A 21,153-nucleotide genomic window follows, 5' to 3' on the forward strand; every position below is an offset into this window, starting at 1 on the left:
TCCGCCCACCCACGTTGACGCGGACAGGAGCGGTCATGCCCGCCACACATCATTCGTCGTCGGCCCCTTCGACGCCTTCTCCGCAGCCCGCCGCCGGAACGCCCCCACCGGCCGCGGCGAACTCGACCTCCCTGGGGCGCATTCCCGTCCTCGACGTCCGGCCGATGGTCCATCAGGGGCGCCGGCCGGCGAAGGCCGTCGTCGGTGAGACGTTCGAGGTGACGGCCACCGTGTTCCGTGAGGGGCACGAGGCGGTGGCCGCCCATGTCGTCCTGACGGATCCCGAGGGCCGGCCGGGGCCCCTCGTCCCGATGCGGGAGCTGGCGCCGGGCACGGACCGGTGGGGGGCGACCGTCTGCGCCCGTGCGACGGGGCGTTGGACGTACACCGTCGAGGCGTGGAGCGATCCCGTCACGACCTGGCGCCGCCACGCACGGATCAAGATCCCGGCGGGCACGGACACGGAACTGGTGCTGGAGGAGGGCGCCCTGCTCCACGAGCGGGCGGCGGCCGGAGTGCCGGAACCGGACCGACGGGGCGTACTCCTCGCCGCGGTGGACGCGCTGCGCGACGAACGACGGCCGACGGCCTCCCGGTTGGCGGCGGCACTGACGCCGGAGGTGGACGCGGTCCTGGCCCGCCACCCCCTGCGCGAACTGCTCACCACCGGCGACCCGATGCCCCTGCTCGTGGAACGCGAACGCGCCCTGTACGGCTCCTGGTACGAGTTCTTCCCCCGCTCCGAGGGCACCCCCCAACAGCCGCACGGCACCTTCACCACCGCCGCCCGCCGGCTGCCCGCCATCGCCGCCATGGGCTTCGACGTCGTCTACCTCCCCCCCATCCACCCCATCGGCACCACCCACCGCAAGGGCCGCGACAACACCCTCACCGCCACCCCCGACGACGTCGGCGTGCCCTGGGCCATCGGCTCCCCCGAGGGCGGCCACGACACCGTCCACCCCCAACTGGGCACCCTGGCCGACTTCACCCGCTTCGTCGCCCGGGCCGGCGAACTCGGCCTGGAGGTCGCCCTCGACCTCGCCCTGCAGTGCTCCCCCGACCACCCCTGGGTGCACAAACACCCCCAGTGGTTCCACCACCGCCCCGACGGCACCATCGCCCATGCGGAGAACCCGCCCAAGAAGTACCAGGACATCTACCCGCTCGCCTTCGACACCGACCCGGACGGCCTGACCGCCGAAACCGTGCGGCTGCTGCGGCACTGGATGACCGCCGGCGTGCGGATCTTCCGGGTGGACAACCCGCACACCAAACCGGTGGCCTTCTGGGAACGGGTGATCGCCGACATCAACCGCACCGACCCCGACGTCATCTTCCTGGCGGAGGCCTTCACCCGCCCGGCGATGATGCACACCCTGGCGGCCGTCGGCTTCCAGCAGTCCTACACCTACTTCACCTGGCGCACCACCAAACGGGAACTGACCGACTACCTCACCGAACTGTCGGGGGAGGCGGCCTGCTCCATGCGGCCCAACCTGTTCACCAACACCCCCGACATCCTGCACGCCTACCTGCAGCACGGCGGCCGGCCCGCCTTCGAGGTCCGCGCCGTGCTGGCCGCCACCCTCTCGCCGTCCTGGGGCATCTACAGCGGCTACGAACTGTGTGAGAACACCCCGCTGCGGGAGGGCTCGGAGGAGTACCTGCACTCGGAGAAGTACCAGCTCACCGCCCGCGACTGGGAGGGCGCCGAACGCCGGGGCGAGACCATCACCCCCCTGATCACCCGGCTCAACACCATCCGCCGGGCGCACCCCGCCCTGCGCGCACTCAGAAACCTCCGTTTCCACGACACCGACAACGACGCCGTCATCGCGTACAGCAAGCGCAGCGGGTCCGATGTCGTGCTGGTGGTCGCCAACCTCGACCCGCACCACACCCAGGAGGCCACCGTCTCGTTGGACATGCCGCAACTCGGCCTGGAACGGCACGAGTCGGTGCCGGTGCACGACGAGCTCACCGGCGAGACCTATCACTGGGGCAGCACCAACTACGTGCGTCTGGGACCGGGCGGCGCGCATGTGCTCGTCGTCGGCCGGGAAGCCGACGGCCGCACGGCACCGACCACCACCGCCGCGGCCCCGGATGAGCACGGCACGACTCTGCGACCGTCCACCCCGCAGATCGGAGGGTCACCCGCATCATGATCGTCAACGAGCCCGTACCGGACACCTTCGAGGACACACCGGCGAAAGACCGCGACCCGGACTGGTTCAAACGGGCCGTCTTCTACGAGGTCCTGGTCCGTTCCTTCCAGGACAGCAACGGCGACGGCATCGGCGACCTGAAGGGGCTGACCGCCAAACTCGACTATCTGCAGTGGCTCGGCGTCGACTGCCTGTGGCTGCCCCCCTTCTTCAAGTCACCCCTGCGCGACGGCGGTTACGACGTCTCCGACTACACCGCCGTACTGCCCGACTTCGGTGACCTCGCCGACTTCGTCGAGTTCGCCGACGCCGCGCACCAGCGCGGCATGCGCGTGATCATCGACTTCGTCATGAACCACACCAGCGACCAGCACCCCTGGTTCCAGGAGTCCCGCAAGGACCCGGACGGCCCCTACGGCGACTACTACGTCTGGGCGGACGACGACAAGCAGTTCCAGGACGCGCGGATCATCTTCGTCGACACCGAGGCCTCCAACTGGACCTACGACCCGGTGCGCGGACAGTACTACTGGCACCGGTTCTTCTCCCACCAGCCGGACCTCAACTACGAGAACCCGGCCGTGCAGGAGGAGATGATCTCCGCGTTGAAGTTCTGGCTGGACCTGGGGATCGACGGTTTCCGGCTGGACGCGGTGCCCTATCTCTACCAGGAGGAAGGCACCAACTGCGAGAACCTGCCCGCGACGCACGCGTTCCTCAAGCGGGTGCGCAAGGAGATCGACAGCCAGTACCCGGACACCGTGCTGCTGGCCGAGGCGAACCAATGGCCCGAGGACGTGGTCGACTACTTCGGCGACTACACCGCCGGCGGCGACGAATGCCACATGGCCTTCCACTTCCCCGTCATGCCCCGCATCTTCATGGCCGTACGCCGCGAATCGCGCCACCCGGTCTCCGAGATCCTCGCCAAGACCCCCGCCATCCCCGCCGGCTGCCAGTGGGGCATCTTCCTGCGCAACCACGACGAACTGACCCTGGAGATGGTCACCGACGAGGAACGCGACTACATGTGGGCCGAGTACGCCAAGGACCCCCGCATGCGCGCCAACATCGGCATCCGCCGCCGGCTCGCCCCGCTGCTGGACAACGACCGCAACCAGATCGAACTCTTCACCGCCCTGCTGCTGTCCCTGCCCGGCTCGCCGATCCTCTACTACGGCGACGAGATCGGCATGGGCGACAACATCTGGCTCGGCGACCGCGACGCGGTACGCACCCCGATGCAGTGGACCCCCGACCGCAACGCCGGCTTCTCCTCCTGCGACCCGGGCCGGCTGTTCCTGCCCACCATCATGGACCCGGTCCACGGCTACCAGGTCAGCAACGTCGAGGCGTCCATGGCCTCCCCCTCCTCGCTGCTGCACTGGACCCGCCGCATGATCGAGATCCGCAAGCAGAACCCCGCCTTCGGCCTGGGCACCTACACCGAGCTGCCCTCCTCCAACCCCGCGGTCCTCGCCTTCCTGCGGGAGGCCCCCCCGAACAGGGAAAACGGAGACGACCTGGTGCTCTGCGTCAACAACTTCTCCCGCTTCGCCCAGCCCACCGAACTCGACCTGAGCGCCTTCGCGGGCCGCCATCCGGTCGAGCTGTTCGGCGGGGTGCGCTTCCCCGCCGTCGGTGAACTGCCGTACCTGCTGACCCTGGGGGGCCACGGCTTCTACTGGTTCCGGCTGCGCGGGGACGCCGCGTAGCACCCGTCTCTCCCCCCGGGCGGGGCGGTTTCCCCCGCGCCGCCCGGGGCACGCATCAGTAACACCCCGACGATCCGGGGAAAGGACGCGACTGAAATGTCGGAAACCGTCATACGCACGGTCGCACCGCCGCCCGGCCTCCTTGCGTCACTGGATCCGCTGCTGAGGGAATGGCTGCCACGACAGCGCTGGTTCGCGGGCAAGGGGCGCCCGGTCACCGGGTTCACTCTGGTCGCGGCCACCGAGTTACTTCCGCCCAGCGCCAGGCTGGGCCTGTACCACCTGCTCGTCCGCGCCCACCAGCCCGCCCTGTCCGCCCGGGGCGGCGCCGACCGCCCCGGTGACTGCTACCAGCTGCTGCTGGGGGTGCGCGAGGCACTGCCGCCCAGGCTCGCGCCCGCGCTGATCGGTCACCCGAGTCAGGGCCCGCTGGCCGGGCGGACGGTGTACGAGGCCCTGTACGACACCCGGCCCGCCGAACTGCTCCTGGAAGCCCTGCGCGCCCGGGCCCGGATCGGCGGGCTGCGCTTCGAGCGGGACCCGGGGCAGGAGATCGGGTCCGGTCTGGTGCCGCGGCTGATGACCGTCGAGCAGTCGAACTCGTCCGTCGTCTACGGAGATACGTTCATTCTGAAGCTGTTGCGCCGGATCGTGCCCGGTACCAACCCCGATCTGGAGCTGCCGCTGGCGCTGGCCCGCGAGGGCTGCCCCCGGGTGCCCCCGCCCACGGCCTGGCTGCTGGCAGACCCTGACGAGACCGGCGCCACCGACGGCACCGGCGCTCATGGTGCCGCCGGGGCGCCGACCGCATCCGAGCCGTATGTGCTGGGTGTGCTCCAGCCCTTCGTGCGGGGCGCTGCGGACGGCTGGGAGCTGGCGCTGCGGGAGCTGGCCAAGGGCGAGGACTTCGTCGCCGAGGCGCGGGCGCTGGGGCGGACCACCGCCGAGGTGCACACCGCGCTGGCCCGCGCGCTGCCGACGGTCACCCTGGGCCGGAGCCGACTGCGGCACATGGTCGCCGGTATGGCCGAGCGGCTGGAGGCGGCGGCGCAGGCGGTGCCCGCGCTGCGGCCGTACGCGGACGGGCTGGGCTCGGCGTACACGGCGCTGGCCGACCTGGCCGCCGAGGGGCAGACCTGGACCGCTCAGCGCGTGCACGGCGATCTGCATCTCGGCCAGTGCCTGCGGTCCCCGGCCGGGGGCCCCTCCCACGCTTTCGGCAGTGGGGGACAGTGGTCGCTGATCGACTTCGAGGGCGAACCGGCACGGCCGCTGGCCGAGCGGCGGATGCCGCAGCCCGTGGTGCGGGACGTGGCCGGGATGCTGCGCTCCTTCGACTACGCGGCACGTTCCGCGGACCCGCCGCAGCCGGACTGGGCCGTGCGGTGCCGGGCGGCGTACTGCTCCGGCTACGCGGAGACCGCGGGCCGGGACCCGCGCACCGATCCGGTGCTGCTGCGCGCGTACGAGACGGACAAGGCCGTCTACGAGGTGCTGTACGAGGCCCGGCACCGCCCCGAGTGGCTGCAGGTCCCGATGGCCGCCGTCCGCCGGCTCGCCGCATCCGGGCCAGGGTGATCCGGTGATCCACACGATCCACTCCCGTCTGCCCCGCACGTCGACCAGGAGGCTCCGTCCGTGACCCCCCGTCCCGAGTCCAGCGGTTCGCGTCCGGAGCAGCCGGCCGAGCAGATGTCCCGGAAGGCCACGGCGGAGAAGACCGCCGTGAAGAAGGACGCGGCGGTGAAGCGGACCGCCACCGAGAAGACGACCGCCGAGAAGACGACCGCCGCCGAGAAGACCGGGGCCGAGAAAGACGGGGCGGCGAAGGCCGCCGAGAAGGAACCCGGGACGAGGAAACCCGGGACGAGGAAGGCCGCGACGAAGAAGGTCAGGGCGCGGAAAGCCAGGGAACGGAAGGCCGGAGCGCGGAAGACCAGGGCGCAACAGGCCGTCGGCAGGCCCTCCGCCGTCGGGCGGCCCGCGCCGCCCGAGGCGGAGACCGCGGTCTCCCCCGCCGTGGGCCCCGACGACCGGGAGCGGCTGCTGAACGGCACGCACCACGCCCCGCACTCCGTGCTCGGCGCGCACCCGGTGCCCGGCGGGGTCGTGTTCCGGACGTTCAAGCCGTACGCCCGGGCCGTGTCCGTGGTCTCCGGGGGCCTCACCGCCGACCTGCACGACGACGGGGACGGGTTCTTCTCGGCGCTGCTGCCGTTCCGGGAGGTCCCGGCGTACCGGCTGCTGGTGACGTACGAGGAGGCGGTGCGGGAGATCGAGGACGCGTACCGTCTGCTGCCCGCGCTGGGCGAGTTCGACCTGCATCTGATCGGCGAGGGCCGCCACGAGGAGCTGTGGACCGCGCTCGGCGCGCACCCCATGACCCACCAGGGCGTGAGCGGCACCCGCTTCACCGTGTGGGCGCCGAACGCGCGCGGGGTGCGGGTGGCGGGCGGCTTCGACTTCTGGGACGGCACCGGGCATCCGATGCGGTCGCTGGGCTCGTCCGGGGTGTGGGAGCTGTTCGTGCCGGGGATCGGCGAGGGCGAGCTGTACAAGTTCGAGATCACCCGTCCCGACGGTTCGCGGACCCTGCGCGCCGATCCGATGGCGCGCCGCACGGAGGTCCCGCCGGCCACCTCGTCCGTCGTCACGTCCTCGCGGTACGAGTGGGACGACGCCGAGTGGCTGGAGCGCCGCGCCGAAGCACCCGCGCACCGCAGCCCGTTCTCGGTGTACGAGGTGCATCTGCCGTCCTGGCGACCCGGACTGACGTATCGTCAACTGGCTGATCAGCTCCCCGCGTACGTGAAGGACCTCGGGTTCACCCATGTCGAGCTGATGCCGGTCGCCGAGCATCCCTACGGTCCGTCCTGGGGCTACCAGGTCACCGGGTTCTACGCGCCCACGGCCCGGCTCGGCACCCCGGACGACTTCAGGTACCTGGTGGACGCGCTGCACCGGGCGGGCATCGGGGTGCTGATGGACTGGGTGCCGGCGCACTTCCCGCGCGACGAGTGGGCGCTGGCCGAGTTCGACGGCCGGCCGCTGTACGAGCACGAGGATCCGCTGCGGGCGGCCCATCCCGACTGGGGGACCCTGGAGTTCGACTTCGGGCGGCGCGAGGTGCGCAACTTCCTGGTCGCCAACGCCGTGTACTGGTGCGAGGAGTTCCACATCGACGGACTGCGCGTGGACGCCGTCGCCTCCATGCTCTACCTCGACTACTCGCGCGAGCCCGGCCGGTGGACGCCGAACGAGCACGGCGGCCGGGAGAACCTGGACGCGGTGGCGTTCCTGCAGGAGATGAACGCGACGGTGTACCGCAGGGTGCCGGGGGTGGTGACGATCGCGGAGGAGTCCACGGCCTGGGACGGGGTCACCCGGGCCACCCATCACGGGGGCCCGAGCGGTTTCGGCGGGCTCGGTTTCGGCCTGAAGTGGAACATGGGCTGGATGCACGACTCGCTCCGGTACATGAGCCACGAACCGGTCCACCGCAAGTACCACCACGGCGAGATGACGTTCTCGATGGTGTACGCCTACAGCGAGAACTACGTCCTGCCGATCTCGCACGACGAGGTGGTGCACGGCAAGCGGTCCCTGGTGTCGAAGATGCCCGGCGACTGGTGGCGGCAGCGCGCCGACCTGCGCGCCTATCTCGGCTTCATGTGGGCCCACCCGGGCAAGCAACTGCTCTTCATGGGGCAGGAGTTCGCGCAGGGCGCCGAGTGGTCGGAGGCGCACGGCCCGGACTGGTGGCTGCTGGACCCGGCCTACGGCGCGGAGGCCGACCACCGCGGGGTGCGCGATCTGGTGCGCGACCTCAACACCGAGTACCGGCGCACTCCCGCGCTGTGGCGGTGCGACACCGAGCCGTCCGGCTTCCGCTGGGTGACCGGGGAGGCCGCCGACGACAACGTGCTGGCGTTCCTGCGGTACGACTCCGACGGCTCACCGCTGCTCGCGGTGTCCCACTTCGCCCCCGTCGTCCGGCACGAGTACCGCATCGGCGTCCCCGACGACGTGCCCGCCTGGCACGAGGTCCTGAACACCGACGCGGCCCGCTACGGCGGCAGCGGCGTGGGCCGGCCGGACCCGGTCAAGCCGGAGCCGCAGGGGTGGCACGGCCTGCCGGCGAGCATCCGGCTGACCCTGCCGCCCCTGGCGACGGTGTGGCTGCGCCCGGCCTGAGAGCCTGGGGGCGGGCTCTGCGCCCCGGCGGGTGCGCTACTGCGCCAGGGCGTCGGCCAGCGGCTTCGGCAGCGGCCCGGTGTGCAGGACGCCGAGCCGCTGGGTGGCGCGGGTCAGTGCCACGTACAGGTCGCTGGTGCCGTAGCGCCCCGGCTCGACCACCAGGACGGAGTCGAACTCCAGCCCCTTGGCCTGGCGCGGGTCGAGCAGGACCACGCCCTGCGTCAGATCGGGTTCGGCGCCGGCCGTCACCCCGTCCAGCCGGGCGGCCAGCGCGCGGTGCAGGTCGCGCGGGGCGACGACGGCGAGCCGGCCCTCCTGCGGCACGCCGAGTTCCGCGACGGCCTCGGCGACGGCGCCGGGCAGGTCGTCGGTGGCGCGGGCCCAGGGGCGTACGCCGGTGGAGCGGACCGACCCGGGCGGCTCGAAGCCGGGGTGCTCGGCGCGGACCACGGCCGCCGCGACGTCCATGATCTCGGCCGGGGTGCGGTAGTTGACGCCGAGCCGGGTGTGCTCCCAGCGGTCCTCGACGTACGGGGCGAGGATGTCCTCCCAGGAGCCGACACCGCCCGCCTCCGAGGTCTGCGCGGGGTCGCCGACCAGGGTCATCGAGCGGGTCGGGCTGCGCCGCATCAGCAGCCGCCAGGCCATCGGCGACAGCTCCTGCGCCTCGTCGACGACGATGTGCCCGAACGCCCAGGTGCGGTCGGCGGCGGCCCGTTCGGCGGCGCTGCGGTGGTCGTCCTCCTCGTGCCGTTCGGCGAAGCGTTCGGCGTCGATGATGTCGTGCGCGGACAGCACCTCGGAGGACTCGGGGTCGTCCTCCTCCTTGTCCTCGAACTCGTAGGTCCGGGAGGCGTACGACACGTCCAGGACGCCCTGCGCGTAGGCGATCTGCGTGCGCCGCTCGCGGTCGGCCCGTTCCCGGGCCGGCCGGTCGTCCTCGCCGAGGAGTTCGGCGGCCTCGTCGAGCAGCGGTACGTCGGCGACGGTCCAGTGCCTGGTCACCGGGCGGCGGACCGCGGCGGCGTCCTCGGCGGGCAGGAAGTCCTCGGGCTCGGCGAGGAAGTCGGCGACCAGCCGCTGCGGGGTGAGCAGGGGCCACAGCCGGTCGACGGCGGACCACACCTCGGGGTTCTCGGCGAGTTCGTCGCGGATCTGGGTGATGTCGCTGGGGTCGAGCAGATTGGAGCCGTCGTAGGGGTCGGTGCCGATGCGTTCGGCGACCATGTCGGTAAGCGTGTTGAGGATGTGCCCCTCGAAGTACTCGCGGGACACGTTGTGCGGCAGCTTGGCGGCGCGGGTGCGTTCCCGGGCGACCCGGACCAGGCCGTCGTCGAGCATCAGGATCTCGCGGTCGTGCTCGATGGTGATCACCGGGTCGGGCAGCGCCTGCCGGCCGCGGACGACCTCGGCGAGGACGTCCGCCATGTCCGCCCGCCCCTTCACGGCGGCGGCCTCGGGGGTGTCCGCCCGGGTGGCCCGCACACCGGGGAACAGTTCGCCGACGGTCGCCAGGAGCACCCCGGTCTCGCCGAGGCTGGGCAGCACCTCGCCGATGTAGCCGAGGAACGCCGGGTTGGGTCCGACGATCAGGACGGCGCGGCGGGCCAGCAGTTCGCGGTACTCGTAGAGGAGGTAGGCGGCGCGGTGCAGGGCGACCGCGGTCTTGCCGGTGCCGGGGCCGCCCTCGACCACCAGCACGCCCCGGTGCGGGGCGCGGATGATGCGGTCCTGGTCGGCCTGGATGGTGCGCACGATGTCGCCCATGCGGCCGGTGCGCGCGGAGTTGAGCGCGGCGAGCAGCACGGCGTCGCCGGTCGGGTCCTCGTGGCCGGTGCGGGTCTCGTCGCCGAGGTCGAGGATCTCGTCGTGCAGGGCGGTGACCGTGCGCCCCTCGGAGGTGATGTGCCGGCGGCGCCTGAGACCCATCGGGGTGTGGCCGGTGGCCAGGTAGAAGGGGCGGGCGACGTCGGCGCGCCAGTCGATCAGGACGGGGGTGCGCTCGGCGTCGTCGGCGCGCAGACCGATCCGGCCGATGTGGTGGGTGCGGCCCGAGGAGAGGTCGATCCGGCCGAAGCACAGCGAGCCGTCCACCGCGTTCAGCGCGGCGAGCAGCCCGGACCGCTCGGCGACGAGGATGTCCCGCTCCAGCCTGGCCTGCATGGGCGTGTTGCCCTGCTCGAGGGCGTCCGTGAGAGACACCTCGGTGTCACCGCGCAGGGCGTCCACCCGTGCGTACAGTCCGTCGATGAATTCCTGTTCCTGCCGGAATTCATGGTCCGGAAATTCGCTGTTTGACAATTCCGCTCCCGCCCGGATACACTACGCCCAGTGAACTTTACTTGCGACTTGCCATAATCGAAGTCGCAAGTCAATGAATATACGCAGTGAAAACCCCCGGGCGCAATTACCCGGGGGTTTTCTTGTGTCTGCGGCCAAAAGTGCCGGAAAGGTCAGGAGGACCGGAAGGGCCGAGCGGCCGGGCTCACGGGGGAAGGAGTCCGGCCGCTCGGCGGCGGGGGAAGCCCGGGGGGGCTGGGTGCGTCAGGCCTTGGCGAGTTCCTTCTCGCTGCCCGCTGCTGCGGGGGCCTCGGCGGGGCCGGTGCCGTCGTGGTCGTCCAGCAGGGTGGTCTCGTCGAAGGGGAGGGCCCCGGAGAGGACCTGGTTCACCCGCTCCTTGTCGATCTCCTTGGTCCAGGTGCCGATCAGCACCGTGGCGACCGCGTTGCCCGCGAAGTTGGTCAGGGCGCGGGCCTCGCTCATCAGGCGGTCGATGCCGACGATCAGGCCGATGCCGTCCACCAGGGCCGGCTTGTGCGACTGCAGACCGCCGGCCAGCGTCGCCAGGCCGGCACCGGAGACACCGGCGGCGCCCTTGGAGGCGATCAGCAGGAAGAGCAGCAGCGTGATCTGCTCGCCCACCGACATCGGCGTGCCCAGGGCGTCGGCGATGAACAGCGAGGCCATGGTCATGTAGATCATGGTGCCGTCGAGGTTGAAGGAGTAGCCGGTCGGCACGGTGATGCCGACCACCGGCTTGCTGACGCCCACGTGCTCCATCTTCGCGATGAGCCGCGGCAGCGCCGACTCGGACGAGGAGGTGGACAGGATCAGCAGGAACTCGCGGCCCAGGTACCTGAACAGGCTCCAGACGTTCAGCCCCGCGACGATCCGCAGCAGCGCGCCGAGCACCACGAAGATGAACAGCGCACAGGTGATGTAGAAGCCGAGCATCAGCACCGCGAGGCTCTTCAGCGCGTCCAGGCCCGCCGAGCCGGTGACCGCGGCCATGGCGCCGAACGCACCGACCGGGGCGGCCCACATGATCATGGCGAGGACCCGGAAGACCAGCCGCTGGATGTGCTCGATACCGCGCAGGACCGGCTGGCCGGCGTTGCCCATGGCCTGCAGCGCGAAGCCGCACAGCAGGGCGATCAGCAGGGTCTGCAGGACCTCGCCCTGGGTGAAGGCGGACACGATCGTGGTCGGGATGATGCCGAGCAGGAACTCGGTGGTGTCCTTGGCCTCCGCGTCGACCTGGGCCTGACCGGTCTCCTTGACCGCGTCGGTGACCGCGAGACCCGTCCCGGGGTCCAGGATGTTGCCGACGATCAGGCCGATGCCGAGCGCGACCAGCGACATGATCAGGAAGTAGACCATGGCGATACCGCCGACGGCGCCGACCTTGGCGGCCTTCCGCACGGAGCCGATGCCCAGCACGATGGTGCAGAAGATGATCGGCGAGATCATCATCTTGATCAGGCTCACGAAGCCCGTGCCGATCGGCTTCAGCTCGACCGCGAAGTCGGGGGCCAACAGACCGACGGCGATACCGAGGGCGACCGCGATGATCACCGCGATGTAGAGATAGTGCGTGCGGTCCCGCTTCACTTGGGGAGCGGCAGGTGCCGTATCGGGGGTGCTGGTCACGGCGGCCTCCTTGATGACGTCGTCGGCATCGACCGGCGTGCGGCTCACGTCCGGGGGATGAGAATTCGGGGAACGCCGTGACTATGTCCCGTCTTGTGAGCGTGGTCACCCTTCCGTTCATTTAGTTCACGCCCGTGCGGCGGGCACACTGTCGGGATGCGCATCGCCCTCCCCCGGCCCCGCAGCCTCGCGGGCCAGCTCTTCGCCATGCAGGCGGTGCTGGTGGCGGTCCTCGTGGTGGGATACGCCCTGTTCAGCTACTTCAGCGACCGCAGCCAGGCCGAGGAGGCGGCGAGCCACCAGACACGGGCCGTGGCCCTCTCGGTGGCCGACTCCCCCTCGGTACGCGAGGCGATCCGTACCCCCGACCCCTCGGCCACGCTCCAGCCGTACGCGCTGGCGGTGGTGCGCGACACCGACATCGACTTCGTCACGATCATGGATCCGCGGGGCATCCGCTGGACCCACCCCGACCCGGACCAGCTCGGCCTGCCCTTCCGCGGCCACACCGGGCCCGCCCTTCAGGGCCGGACGTTCACCGAGACCTACACCGGCACCCTCGGCCCGTCCGTCCGCGCGGTCACCCCGGTCCGGGACGGCGACCGGATCGTCGGCCTGGTCAGCGCGGGCATCCGGGTCGAGGAGATAAGCCAGCGCGCGCAGGCCCGGCTGACGGCCCTGCTCGCGGTCGCGACCGGCGCGCTCGGACTGGGCGCGATCGGCACGTACGTCATCAACGCCCGCCTGCGCCGGCACACCCACGGGATGAACGCGAGGCAGCTCAGCCACATGCACGACTACCATCAGGCCGCGCTGCACGCCGTGCGCGAGGGGCTGCTGATGCTGGACGGGCAGTACAGGGTGGCGCTGATCAACGACGGTGGCAGGGAGCTGCTGGGGGTGGCCCCGGAGGAGGACGTGGTGGGCAGGTCGGTCGCGGAGCTCAGTCTCCCGGCACCGCTGACGGGCGCGCTGCTCGCCTCGGAGCCCCGGGTGGACGAGGTGCATCTCACGGCGGACCGGGTGCTGGTGGTGAACACCTCACCGGTGTCGGGCGGTGAGCGGCGCGGTTCCGTGGTGACCCTGCGCGACGTGACCGAGCTCCAGTCGCTGATGGGCGAGCTGGACTCGGAGCGGGGCTTCACACAGGCCCTGCGCTCGCAGGCGCACGAGGCGGCGAACCGGCTGCACACCGTCGTCTCGCTGATCGAGCTGGGCCGGGCCGAGGAGGCGGTGGACTTCGCGACCGCCGAGCTGGAGCTCGCCCAGGCGCTCACCGACCAGGTGGTGGCGGCGGTGGGCGAGCCGGTGCTGGCCGCACTGCTGCTGGGCAAGACGGCCCAGGCCCACGAGCGGGGCGTGGAGCTGGTGGTCTCACCGGCCAGCCGACTGGACGACGGGCTGCTGCCGGAGAGCCTGCCCGCCCGCGACCTGGTCACCATCCTGGGCAACCTGATCGACAACGCGGTGGACGCGGCGCAGGGCGGCCTCAGTGCCCGGGTGACGGTCACGGCCCTCACCGACGCCGGTACGGAGCTGATCCTGCAGGTGTCCGACACCGGCCCGGGCGTGGCCCCGGACCACACCGAGGCGGTCTTCCAGCGCGGCTTCACGACCAAGCCGTCGGGGCCGGACGGCCGGGGGCTGGGTCTGGCGCTGGTACGGCAGACGGCGCACCGGCACGGCGGCACGCTGACGGTGACCTCGGCGCAGGAGGGCGGCGCCCACTTCGAGGTACGGCTCCCGCTGCGGGCCGTCGGCGCGGTCACGGCCGGCAGCGGTGCGGACGCCGAGGGCGTCGGCTCCGGCGCGGGAGGCGGGGCATGACCGACAGACCCATCCGCGTCCTGGTGGTGGAGGACGACCCGGTCGCCGCCGACGCCCATGTGATGTACGTCGGCCGGGTGCCCGGGTTCGTCGTGGTCGGCAAGGCGACCACGGGCGCCGAGGCCCGCCGGGCGCTGGAGCGCACCCCCGTCGACCTGCTCCTCCTCGATCTGCACCTGCCCGATGTGCACGGACTGCAGCTGGCCCGCTCGCTGCGGACGGCCGGACACCACGCGGACGTCGTCGCGGTGACCTCGGCACGGGACCTCGCGGTGGTGCGCGAGGGGGTGTCGCTGGGCGTCGTCCAGTACGTGCTGAAACCGTTCACCTTCGCGACGCTGCGGGACCGCCTGGTGCGGTACGCCGAGTTCCGCGCGTCCGTGGGCGAGGCCAGCGGCCAGGCCGAGGTGGACCGCGCGCTGGCCGCTCTGCGCGCCCCCGGACCGGCCGCCCTGCCCAAGGGCCTGAGCGCGCCGACCCTGGAGCGGGTGACCGTGGTCCTGCGGGACGCCGGGGAGGGCCTGACCGCGAGCGGGGCGGCGGAGGCGGTGGGCATCTCCCGCATCACCGCCCGCCGCTACCTGGAGCACCTGGTGGACGCGGGCCGCGCGGCCCGGCGCCCGCAGTACGGGACCGTGGGACGGCCGGAGTTGCAGTACCGGTGGGTGACGGGGCGGTGAGGTGCTGAGGCGCCGAAGCCTTCACCGGGTACGGCGCCCTGCCCCGCGCCTCGCACCGCGCGTCCCGCCGGCCCGGGTGGTACGGGCGTCTGCGGCCTGCCCGCTCTCCCGTTTCCGCTCCCCCTGGACCGGCTCGACCGGATCGACCGGCCGTCCCCGCTGACGGTCCTCTTCGTGCCGAGTCAGCCGACCACCGCGTTCACGGTGCCGGTTTCGACGCCGGGCGGGGCGGCCGGGGCCGGCGCGGGCGGGCCCGCGCGCGTCTCCTCCCCGGCCGCCGGGGCCGGTCAGAAGACCGACTCGGCCTCGTCCATGCGGTTCTGCGGGACCGTCTTCAGTTCGGTGACGGCCTCCGCGAGCGGGACCATCACGATGTCGGTGCCGCGCAGCGCCGTCATCTTCCCGAACTCCCCGCGGTGCGCGGCCTCCACCGCGTGCCAGCCGAAGCGGGTGGCGAGCACCCTGTCGTACGCGGTCGGCGTGCCACCGCGCTGGGTGTGGCCGAGGATGACCGGCCTGGCCTCCTTGCCGAGGCGGCGCTCCAGTTCAGCGGCGAGCGCCGTGCCGATGCCCTGGAAGCGCTCGTGGCCGAACTTGTCGATCGCGCCCTTGCCGTAGTCCATGGTGCCGTCGGCGGGGTGGGCGCCCTCGGCGACGCTGATCACCGCGAACTTCTTGCCGCGGGCGAAGCGCGCCTCGATCATCTTGACCAGCTGGGCCGGGTCGAAGGCCCGCTCGGGCAGGCAGATGCCGTGGGCGCCGGCGGCCATGCCGGACTCCAGGGCGATCCAGCCCGCGTGCCGGCCCATGACCTCGACGACCATCACCCGCTGGTGGGACTCGGCGGTGGTCTTCAGCCGGTCCATCGCCTCGGTGGCGACGCCGACGGCGGTGTCGAAGCCGAAGGTGCGGTCGGTGGAGGAGATGTCGTTGTCGATCGTCTTCGGGACGCCGACCACCGGCAGTCCCGCGTCCGACAGCATGCGGGCGGCGGTGAGCGTGCCCTCCCCGCCGATCGGGATGAGGACGTCGATACCGAAGTCGCGGATCATGTCCGAGGCGTTCTCGCAGGCCTCGCGGAGCCGGTCGCGCTCCAGCCGGGAGGAACCGAGGATGGTGCCGCCGCGGGCCAGGATGCCGCTGACCGCGTTGAGGTCGAGGGTCCGGTAGTTGCCGTCGAGCAGGCCCGCGTAGCCGTCCTCGAAGCCGATGACCTCGTCGCCGTAGTTGTCGACCGCTCGGTGCACAACCGACCGGATCACGGCGTTCAGGCCGGGGCAGTCGCCGCCTGCGGTGAGAACTCCGATGCGCATCGTGTTGTCGTCTCCTGGTCGCTGTGGATACCGGTGAGCCAGCTCCGATTGTTCCATGCCGCCCGGCCCCGCCGGGCCCCCCGTCCCGGCCGCCCACCGGTCTCCCGTCCCGGCCGCCCACCGGTTCCCCGCCCCGGCCGCTCGTCGGGTCCCCGGTCCGGCCGTTCGCCCGGCCCTGTCCGAAAACCGCCCCGGCCCCGCGCCCCGGGCCCGGGGCCGCATCCCGCAGGCGGGCCCCCCACCAGCGCCGGAGGTACTGTCGAGGGGGATCAGCCCGCTCCGGCGAGCGCGGCGTCCGGGCCGGATCCCGCAGGGCCGACAAGCACCGCGAGACCCCCGACGAAACGGAGCACGCGTGACCCGCAGTGTGTACGTGACCAGCATCGACCGAGGCGACGGCCGCCAGGTCGTCGAACTGGGGGTCATGGAACTCCTGACCCGGCAGGTCGACCGGGTGGGCGTCTTCCGTCCCCTGGTGCACGAAGGCCCCGACCGCCTCTTCGAACTGCTGCGCGCCCGCTACCGGCTCACCCAGGACCCGGCGACCGTCTACGGCATGGACTACCAGGAGGCGTCCGCCCTCCAGGCCGAACGCGGCTCCGACGAACTGGTGTCGACGCTGGTCGACCGGTTCCACGCCGTCGCCCGCGACTACGACGTCGTCCTCGTCCTCGGCACCGACTACGCCGACACCCAGTTCCCGGACGAGCTGTTCCTCAACGCCCGCCTCGCCAACGAGTTCGGCGCCTCGGTGATCCCGGTCGTGGGCGGCCGCAGGCAGAGCTCCGAGTCGGTGCGCGACGAGACCCGCAACGCCTTCCGCGCCTACCAGACGCTGGGCTGCGACGTGCTCGCCATGGTGGTCAACCGGGTGGCCGTCGAGGACCGGGACGAGATCGCCGAGCGGCTGGCCTCCCGGCTGCCGGTGCCCTGCTACGTCCTGCCCGACGAACCCGCGCTGGCCGCCCCCACCGTGGCCCAGATCGCCCACACCCTGAGCGCGAAGGTGGTGCTCGGCGACGACTCCGGACTGGCCCGCGACGCCCTGGACTTCGTCTTCGGCGGCGCCATGCTGCCCAATCTCCTCGCCGCCCTGACCCCGGGCTGCCTGGTCATCGCCCCGGGCGACCGCGCCGACCTGGTCGTCGGCACGCTGGCCGCGCACAGCACCAACACCCCGCCGATAGCCGGGGTGCTGCTGACCCTGGACGAGGTGCCCGACGACCGCATCCTCACCCTCGCCGCCCGCCTCGCCCCCGGCACCCCGGTCCTGTCGGTGCCCGGCAACAGCTTCCCCACCGCCGAGCAGCTGTTCTCCCTGGAGGGGAAGCTGAACGCGGCCACCCCGCGCAAGGCGGAGACCGCGCTCGGCCTCTTCGAGCGGTACGCCGACACCGCCGACCTCACCCGGCGGGTCTCCGCGCCCAGCAGCGACCGCGTCACGCCGATGATGTTCGAGCACAAACTGCTCGAACAGGCCCGCTCCGACCTCAGGCGGGTCGTCCTGCCCGAGGGCGGCGAGGAGCGGGTGCTGCACGCGGCCGAGGTGCTGCTGCGCCGGGGCGTGTGCGAACTCACCCTGCTGGGGCCGGTCGACCACATCCGCAAGAAGGCCGCCGACCTCGGCATCGCCCTCGGCGACACCCAGCTGATCGACCCGGCCGCCTCCGAGCTGCGCGACGCCTTCGCCGAGAAGTACGCCTCCCTGCGCGCCCACCGCGGGGTCAGCGTCGAGCTGGCCTACGACGTCGTCTCGGACCCGAACTACTTCGGCACGCTGATGGTGGAGGAAGGTTTCGCCGACGGCATGGTGTCCGGCTCGGTGCACTCCACGGCCGCGACCATCCGGCCGGCCTTCGAGATCATCAAGACCCGGCAGGACTCCTCGATCGTGTCCTCCGTCTTCTTCATGTGCCTGGCCGACCGGGTCCTGGTGTACGGCGACTGCGCGGTCAACCCCGACCCCGACGCCGAGCAGCTCGCCGACATCGCCGTGCAGTCGGCGGCCACGGCCGCGCGGTTCGGGGTGGAGCCGCGGATCGCGATGCTGTCGTACTCGACGGGCACCTCCGGCTCCGGCGCCGACGTCGACAAGGTGCGCGAGGCGACCGAGCTGGTGCGGGCCCGCCGTCCCGACCTCCGGATCGAGGGGCCGATCCAGTACGACGCGGCCGTGGAGCCGTCGGTCGCGGCGACCAAGCTGCCGGACTCCGAGGTCGCCGGGCAGGCGACCGTGCTGATCTTCCCCGACCTGAACACCGGCAACAACACCTACAAGGCCGTGCAGCGCTCGGCCGGCGCGATCGCGGTCGGCCCGGTGCTGCAGGGTCTGCGCAAGCCGGTCAACGACCTGTCCCGGGGCGCCCTCGTCCAGGACATCGTCAACACCGTCGCCATCACGGCGATCCAGGCCCAGTCCGTCGCCGGGTCCCCGGCCCCGAACGAGAAGGCAGCCACCCAGTGAGCGCCCGTCCGTCCCCCACCACCGCCCTGCCCGACGAGCCGCACTCGGCCGCCCCCTCCCGGGTCCTCGTCCTCAACTCCGGCTCCTCGTCGGTGAAGTACCAGCTGCTGGACATGCGGGACCGCAGCCGGCTCGCGTCCGGCCTGGTCGAGCGGATCGGCGAGCAAACCTCGCTGGTCCGGCACACGCCGCTGGCGTCGGGCGGGAGAACACGCGAGCGGACCGGCCCGGTCGCCGGCCACGACGCCGCCCTGAAGGCGATGGCCGAGGAACTGGCCCTCGACGGGCTGGGGCTCGACTCCCCCGAACTGGCCGCGATCGGGCACCGGGTGGTGCACGGCGGGATGCACTTCACCGAGCCGACCGTCGTGGACGACGCGGTGCTCGCCGAGATCGAGCGGCTCATCCCGGTCGCCCCGCTGCACAATCCGGCCAACCTGACGGGCATCCGTACCGCCATGGCGCTGCGCCCGGACCTGCCGCAGGTCGCCGTCTTCGACACCGCCTTCCACACCACGATGCCGGAGTCGGCCGCCCGCTACGCGATCGACGTGGAGACCGCCGACCGGCACCGCGTCCGCCGCTACGGCTTCCACGGCACCTCGCACGCGTATGTGTCCCGGGAGACGGCCCGGCTGCTGGGGAAGGCACCCGAGGACGTGAACGTGATCGTGCTGCACCTGGGCAACGGGGCGTCCGCCTCGGCGGTGCGGGGCGGGCGGTGCGTGGACACCTCCATGGGGCTGACGCCCTTGGAAGGGCTGGTGATGGGTACCCGGTCCGGAGACATGGACCCGGCCGTCATCTTCCATTTGATGCGTGTGGGCGACATGTCCGCCGACGAGATCGACACTCTCCTCAACAAGAAGAGCGGACTGGTCGGCCTGTGCGGTGACAACGACATGCGGGAGATCCGCCGCCGGGTCGACGCGGGCGACGAACAGGCGAAGCTCGCGTTCGACATCTACATTCACCGTCTGAAGAAGTACATCGGCGCCTATTACGCCGTTCTCGGACGAGTGGACGCGGTGGCGTTCACCGCCGGGGTCGGCGAGAACGCCGCTCCGGTACGGGAGGCGGCCGTGGCGGGCCTGACGGAACTGGGTCTGGCGGTCGACGCCGAGCGCAACGGCGCGCGCGGTGACGGGCCGCGGCTGATCTCGCCCGCGGGTGCGCGGGTCGCGGTCGCCGTGGTACCGACGGATGAGGAAATGGAGATCGCCACACAGACCTACGCACTGGCCGGAAAGCGCAACTGAGCAGCGACTTTCTCATATGTATCTTCCGCCAGACGGAATATTCCGGAGCGAAACAAACCGATAGGATCGCCCCATGCGCCGTTCCAAAATCGTCTGTACTCTCGGCCCCGCGGTCGACTCCCACGAGCAGCTCGTCGCCCTGATCGAAGCCGGCATGAACGTGGCCCGCTTCAACTTCAGCCACGGCTCGCACGCCGAGCACCAGGGCAGGTACGAGAGGGTCCGTGCCGCCGCCAAGGAGACCGGCAGGGCCATCGGCGTCCTCGCCGACCTCCAGGGCCCGAAGATCCGTCTGGAGACCTTCGCCGAGGGCCCCGTCGAGCTGGTGCGCGGTGACGAGTTCACCATCACCACCGAGGACGTCCCCGGCGACCGGACCATCTGCGGAACGACCTACAAGGGCCTGCCGGGCGACGTCTCCCGCGGCGACCAGGTCCTGATCAACGACGGCAACGTCGAACTGAAGGTGCTGGACGTCGAGGGCACCCGGGTGCGGACGATCGTCATCGAGGGCGGTGTCATCTCCGACCACAAGGGCATCAACCTGCCCGGCGCGGCCGTGAACGTGCCCGCGCTGTCCGAGAAGGACATCGAGGACCTGCGGTTCGCGCTGCGCATGGGCTGCGACATGGTCGCGCTGTCCTTCGTCCGGGACGCCAAGGACGTGGCCGACGTCCACCGCGTGATGGACGAGGAGGGCCGCCGGGTGCCCGTCATCGCCAAGGTGGAGAAGCCGCAGGCGGTGGCGAACATGGAGGACGTCGTGATGGCGTTCGACGGTGTGATGGTCGCCCGCGGCGACCTGGCCGTCGAGTACCCGCTCGAGAAGGTCCCCATGGTGCAGAAGCGCCTGATCGAGCTGTGCCGGCGCAACGCCAAGCCGGTGATCGTGGCGACCCAGATGATGGAGTCGATGATCACCAACTCCCGTCCGACCCGCGCCGAGGCCTCCGACGTGGCCAACGCGATCCTGGACGGCGCCGACGCGGTCATGCTGTCGGCCGAGTCGAGCGTGGGCGCGTACCCGGTCGAGACCGTGCGGACGATGTCGAAGATCGTCCAGGCGGCCGAGCAGGAGCTGATGTCCAAGGGCCTGCAGCCGCTGGTGCCCGGCAAGAAGCCGCGTACCCAGGGCGGTTCGGTGGCGCGTGCCGCCGCCGAGATCGCCGACTTCCTCGGCGGCAAGGGCCTGGTGGCCTTCACCCAGTCCGGCGACACGGCCCGGCGGCTGTCCCGCTACCGCACCGGCCAGCCGATCCTGGCGTTCACCACGGACGAGTCCACCCGCAACCAGCTCGCGCTCAGCTGGGGTGTGGAGCCGCACGTCGTGCCGTTCGTGAACAGCACCGACGAGATGGTCGACCTGGTCCAGCAGGAGCTGGTCCGGCTCCACCGCTTCGACGAGGGCGACATCGTGGTGATCACCGCCGGCTCGCCGCCCGGCGTCCCCGGCACCACCAACATGGTCCGCGTCCACCACATGGGCGGACCCCACAGCTGACCCACCCGCGTGCACGACGTCGAGGGCGCCCTCTCTCCAGGGGGCGCCCTCGGCGGTGTGCGGCTCCCGGAAGCCGGAAGGGGCCGACGCCGGTAC

General features: G+C 71.6%; 12 protein-coding genes. 9 read left to right on the forward strand and 3 right to left on the reverse strand.

Annotated elements, in window-relative coordinates; genetic code table 11:
* The first annotated feature begins 35 nt into the window (after positions 1-35).
* The 4 genes from PYS65_RS11130 (at position 36) to glgB (ending at position 8,080) form a co-directional block, all read left to right on the forward strand.
* Positions 36-2,171, forward strand: coding sequence for a maltotransferase domain-containing protein (locus PYS65_RS11130; protein WP_279333784.1), 2,136 nt, complete (start codon positions 36-38; stop codon positions 2,169-2,171).
* The gene (gene treS, locus PYS65_RS11135; protein WP_279333785.1) at positions 2,168-3,886 is read left to right on the forward strand and encodes a maltose alpha-D-glucosyltransferase; all 1,719 of its coding nucleotides are present in this window, start codon (positions 2,168-2,170) and stop codon (positions 3,884-3,886) included. Before PYS65_RS11130 ends, treS begins: the two co-directional genes overlap by 4 nt.
* A 96-nt stretch (positions 3,887-3,982) precedes the next feature.
* Positions 3,983-5,464 carry a maltokinase N-terminal cap-like domain-containing protein gene (locus PYS65_RS11140; RefSeq protein ID WP_279333786.1) on the forward strand — a complete coding sequence of 494 codons (1,482 nt, stop codon included), beginning with the start codon at positions 3,983-3,985 and terminating at the stop codon, positions 5,462-5,464.
* 60 nt (positions 5,465-5,524) lie between these two features.
* Complete coding sequence (gene glgB / locus PYS65_RS11145) at positions 5,525-8,080, forward strand: 1,4-alpha-glucan branching enzyme (protein WP_279333787.1); 2,556 nt, start codon at positions 5,525-5,527, stop codon at positions 8,078-8,080.
* A 36-nt stretch (positions 8,081-8,116) separates the two neighbouring features.
* Here glgB and PYS65_RS11150 read toward each other — a convergent pair whose 3' ends face one another.
* Together PYS65_RS11150 and PYS65_RS11155 are read right to left on the reverse strand one after the other, a co-directional pair.
* The gene (locus PYS65_RS11150) at positions 8,117-10,402 is read right to left on the reverse strand and encodes a HelD family protein (protein WP_279337916.1); all 2,286 of its coding nucleotides are present in this window, start codon (positions 10,400-10,402) and stop codon (positions 8,117-8,119) included.
* Between the two features lie 225 nt (positions 10,403-10,627).
* Positions 10,628-12,013 carry a cation:dicarboxylate symporter family transporter gene (locus tag PYS65_RS11155; RefSeq protein ID WP_279337917.1) on the reverse strand — a complete coding sequence of 462 codons (1,386 nt, stop codon included), beginning with the start codon at positions 12,011-12,013 and terminating at the stop codon, positions 10,628-10,630.
* A gap of 156 nt (positions 12,014-12,169) precedes the next feature.
* Between PYS65_RS11155 and PYS65_RS11160 the strand changes: the two genes are divergently transcribed.
* Together PYS65_RS11160 and PYS65_RS11165 are read left to right on the forward strand one after the other, a co-directional pair.
* Positions 12,170-13,840, forward strand: a complete 1,671-nt coding sequence (locus PYS65_RS11160) for a sensor histidine kinase (RefSeq protein ID WP_279333788.1) — start codon at positions 12,170-12,172, stop codon at positions 13,838-13,840.
* A complete protein-coding gene (locus PYS65_RS11165) occupies positions 13,837-14,520 on the forward strand; it encodes a response regulator (protein ID WP_279333789.1) in 684 nt (227 codons plus the stop codon). Before PYS65_RS11160 ends, PYS65_RS11165 begins: the two co-directional genes overlap by 4 nt.
* Positions 14,521-14,807: 287 nt before the next feature.
* On the opposite strand, the gene PYS65_RS11170 is transcribed toward PYS65_RS11165, so the two are convergent.
* Entirely contained in the window at positions 14,808-15,833 is a 1,026-nt protein-coding gene (locus PYS65_RS11170; protein WP_279333790.1) for an ATP-dependent 6-phosphofructokinase, read from the reverse strand.
* Between the two features lie 355 nt (positions 15,834-16,188).
* On the opposite strand from PYS65_RS11170, the gene pta reads away from it, so the two are divergent.
* The 3 genes from pta (at position 16,189) to pyk (ending at position 21,057) form a co-directional block, all read left to right on the forward strand.
* Entirely contained in the window at positions 16,189-18,297 is a 2,109-nt protein-coding gene (gene pta, locus PYS65_RS11175; RefSeq protein WP_279333792.1) for a phosphate acetyltransferase, read from the forward strand.
* The gene (locus tag PYS65_RS11180) at positions 18,294-19,556 is read left to right on the forward strand and encodes an acetate kinase (protein WP_279333794.1); all 1,263 of its coding nucleotides are present in this window, start codon (positions 18,294-18,296) and stop codon (positions 19,554-19,556) included. Before pta ends, PYS65_RS11180 begins: the two co-directional genes overlap by 4 nt.
* Before the next feature lie 73 nt (positions 19,557-19,629).
* Positions 19,630-21,057, forward strand: a complete 1,428-nt coding sequence (gene pyk, locus PYS65_RS11185) for a pyruvate kinase (protein WP_279333795.1) — start codon at positions 19,630-19,632, stop codon at positions 21,055-21,057.
* Positions 21,058-21,153 lie beyond the last annotated feature (96 nt).

It is taken from the genome of Streptomyces cathayae, assembly GCF_029760955.1.
GTDB classification, from domain to species: domain Bacteria; phylum Actinomycetota; class Actinomycetes; order Streptomycetales; family Streptomycetaceae; genus Streptomyces; species Streptomyces cathayae.

Bases quoted from the DNA above. Each gene is read 5' to 3' on its own strand.
- PYS65_RS11130 (WP_279333784.1), top strand. From the start codon at position 36: ATGCCCGCCACACATCATTCGTCGTCGGCCCCTTCGACGCCTTCTCCG.
- treS (WP_279333785.1), top strand. From the start codon at position 2,168: ATGATCGTCAACGAGCCCGTACCGGACACCTTCGAGGACACACCGGCG.
- PYS65_RS11140 (WP_279333786.1), top strand. From the start codon at position 3,983: ATGTCGGAAACCGTCATACGCACGGTCGCACCGCCGCCCGGCCTCCTT.
- PYS65_RS11160 (WP_279333788.1), top strand. From the start codon at position 12,170: ATGCGCATCGCCCTCCCCCGGCCCCGCAGCCTCGCGGGCCAGCTCTTC.
- PYS65_RS11165 (WP_279333789.1), top strand. From the start codon at position 13,837: ATGACCGACAGACCCATCCGCGTCCTGGTGGTGGAGGACGACCCGGTC.
- PYS65_RS11170 (WP_279333790.1), bottom strand. From the start codon at position 15,833: ATGCGCATCGGAGTTCTCACCGCAGGCGGCGACTGCCCCGGCCTGAAC.
- pyk (WP_279333795.1), top strand. From the start codon at position 19,630: ATGCGCCGTTCCAAAATCGTCTGTACTCTCGGCCCCGCGGTCGACTCC.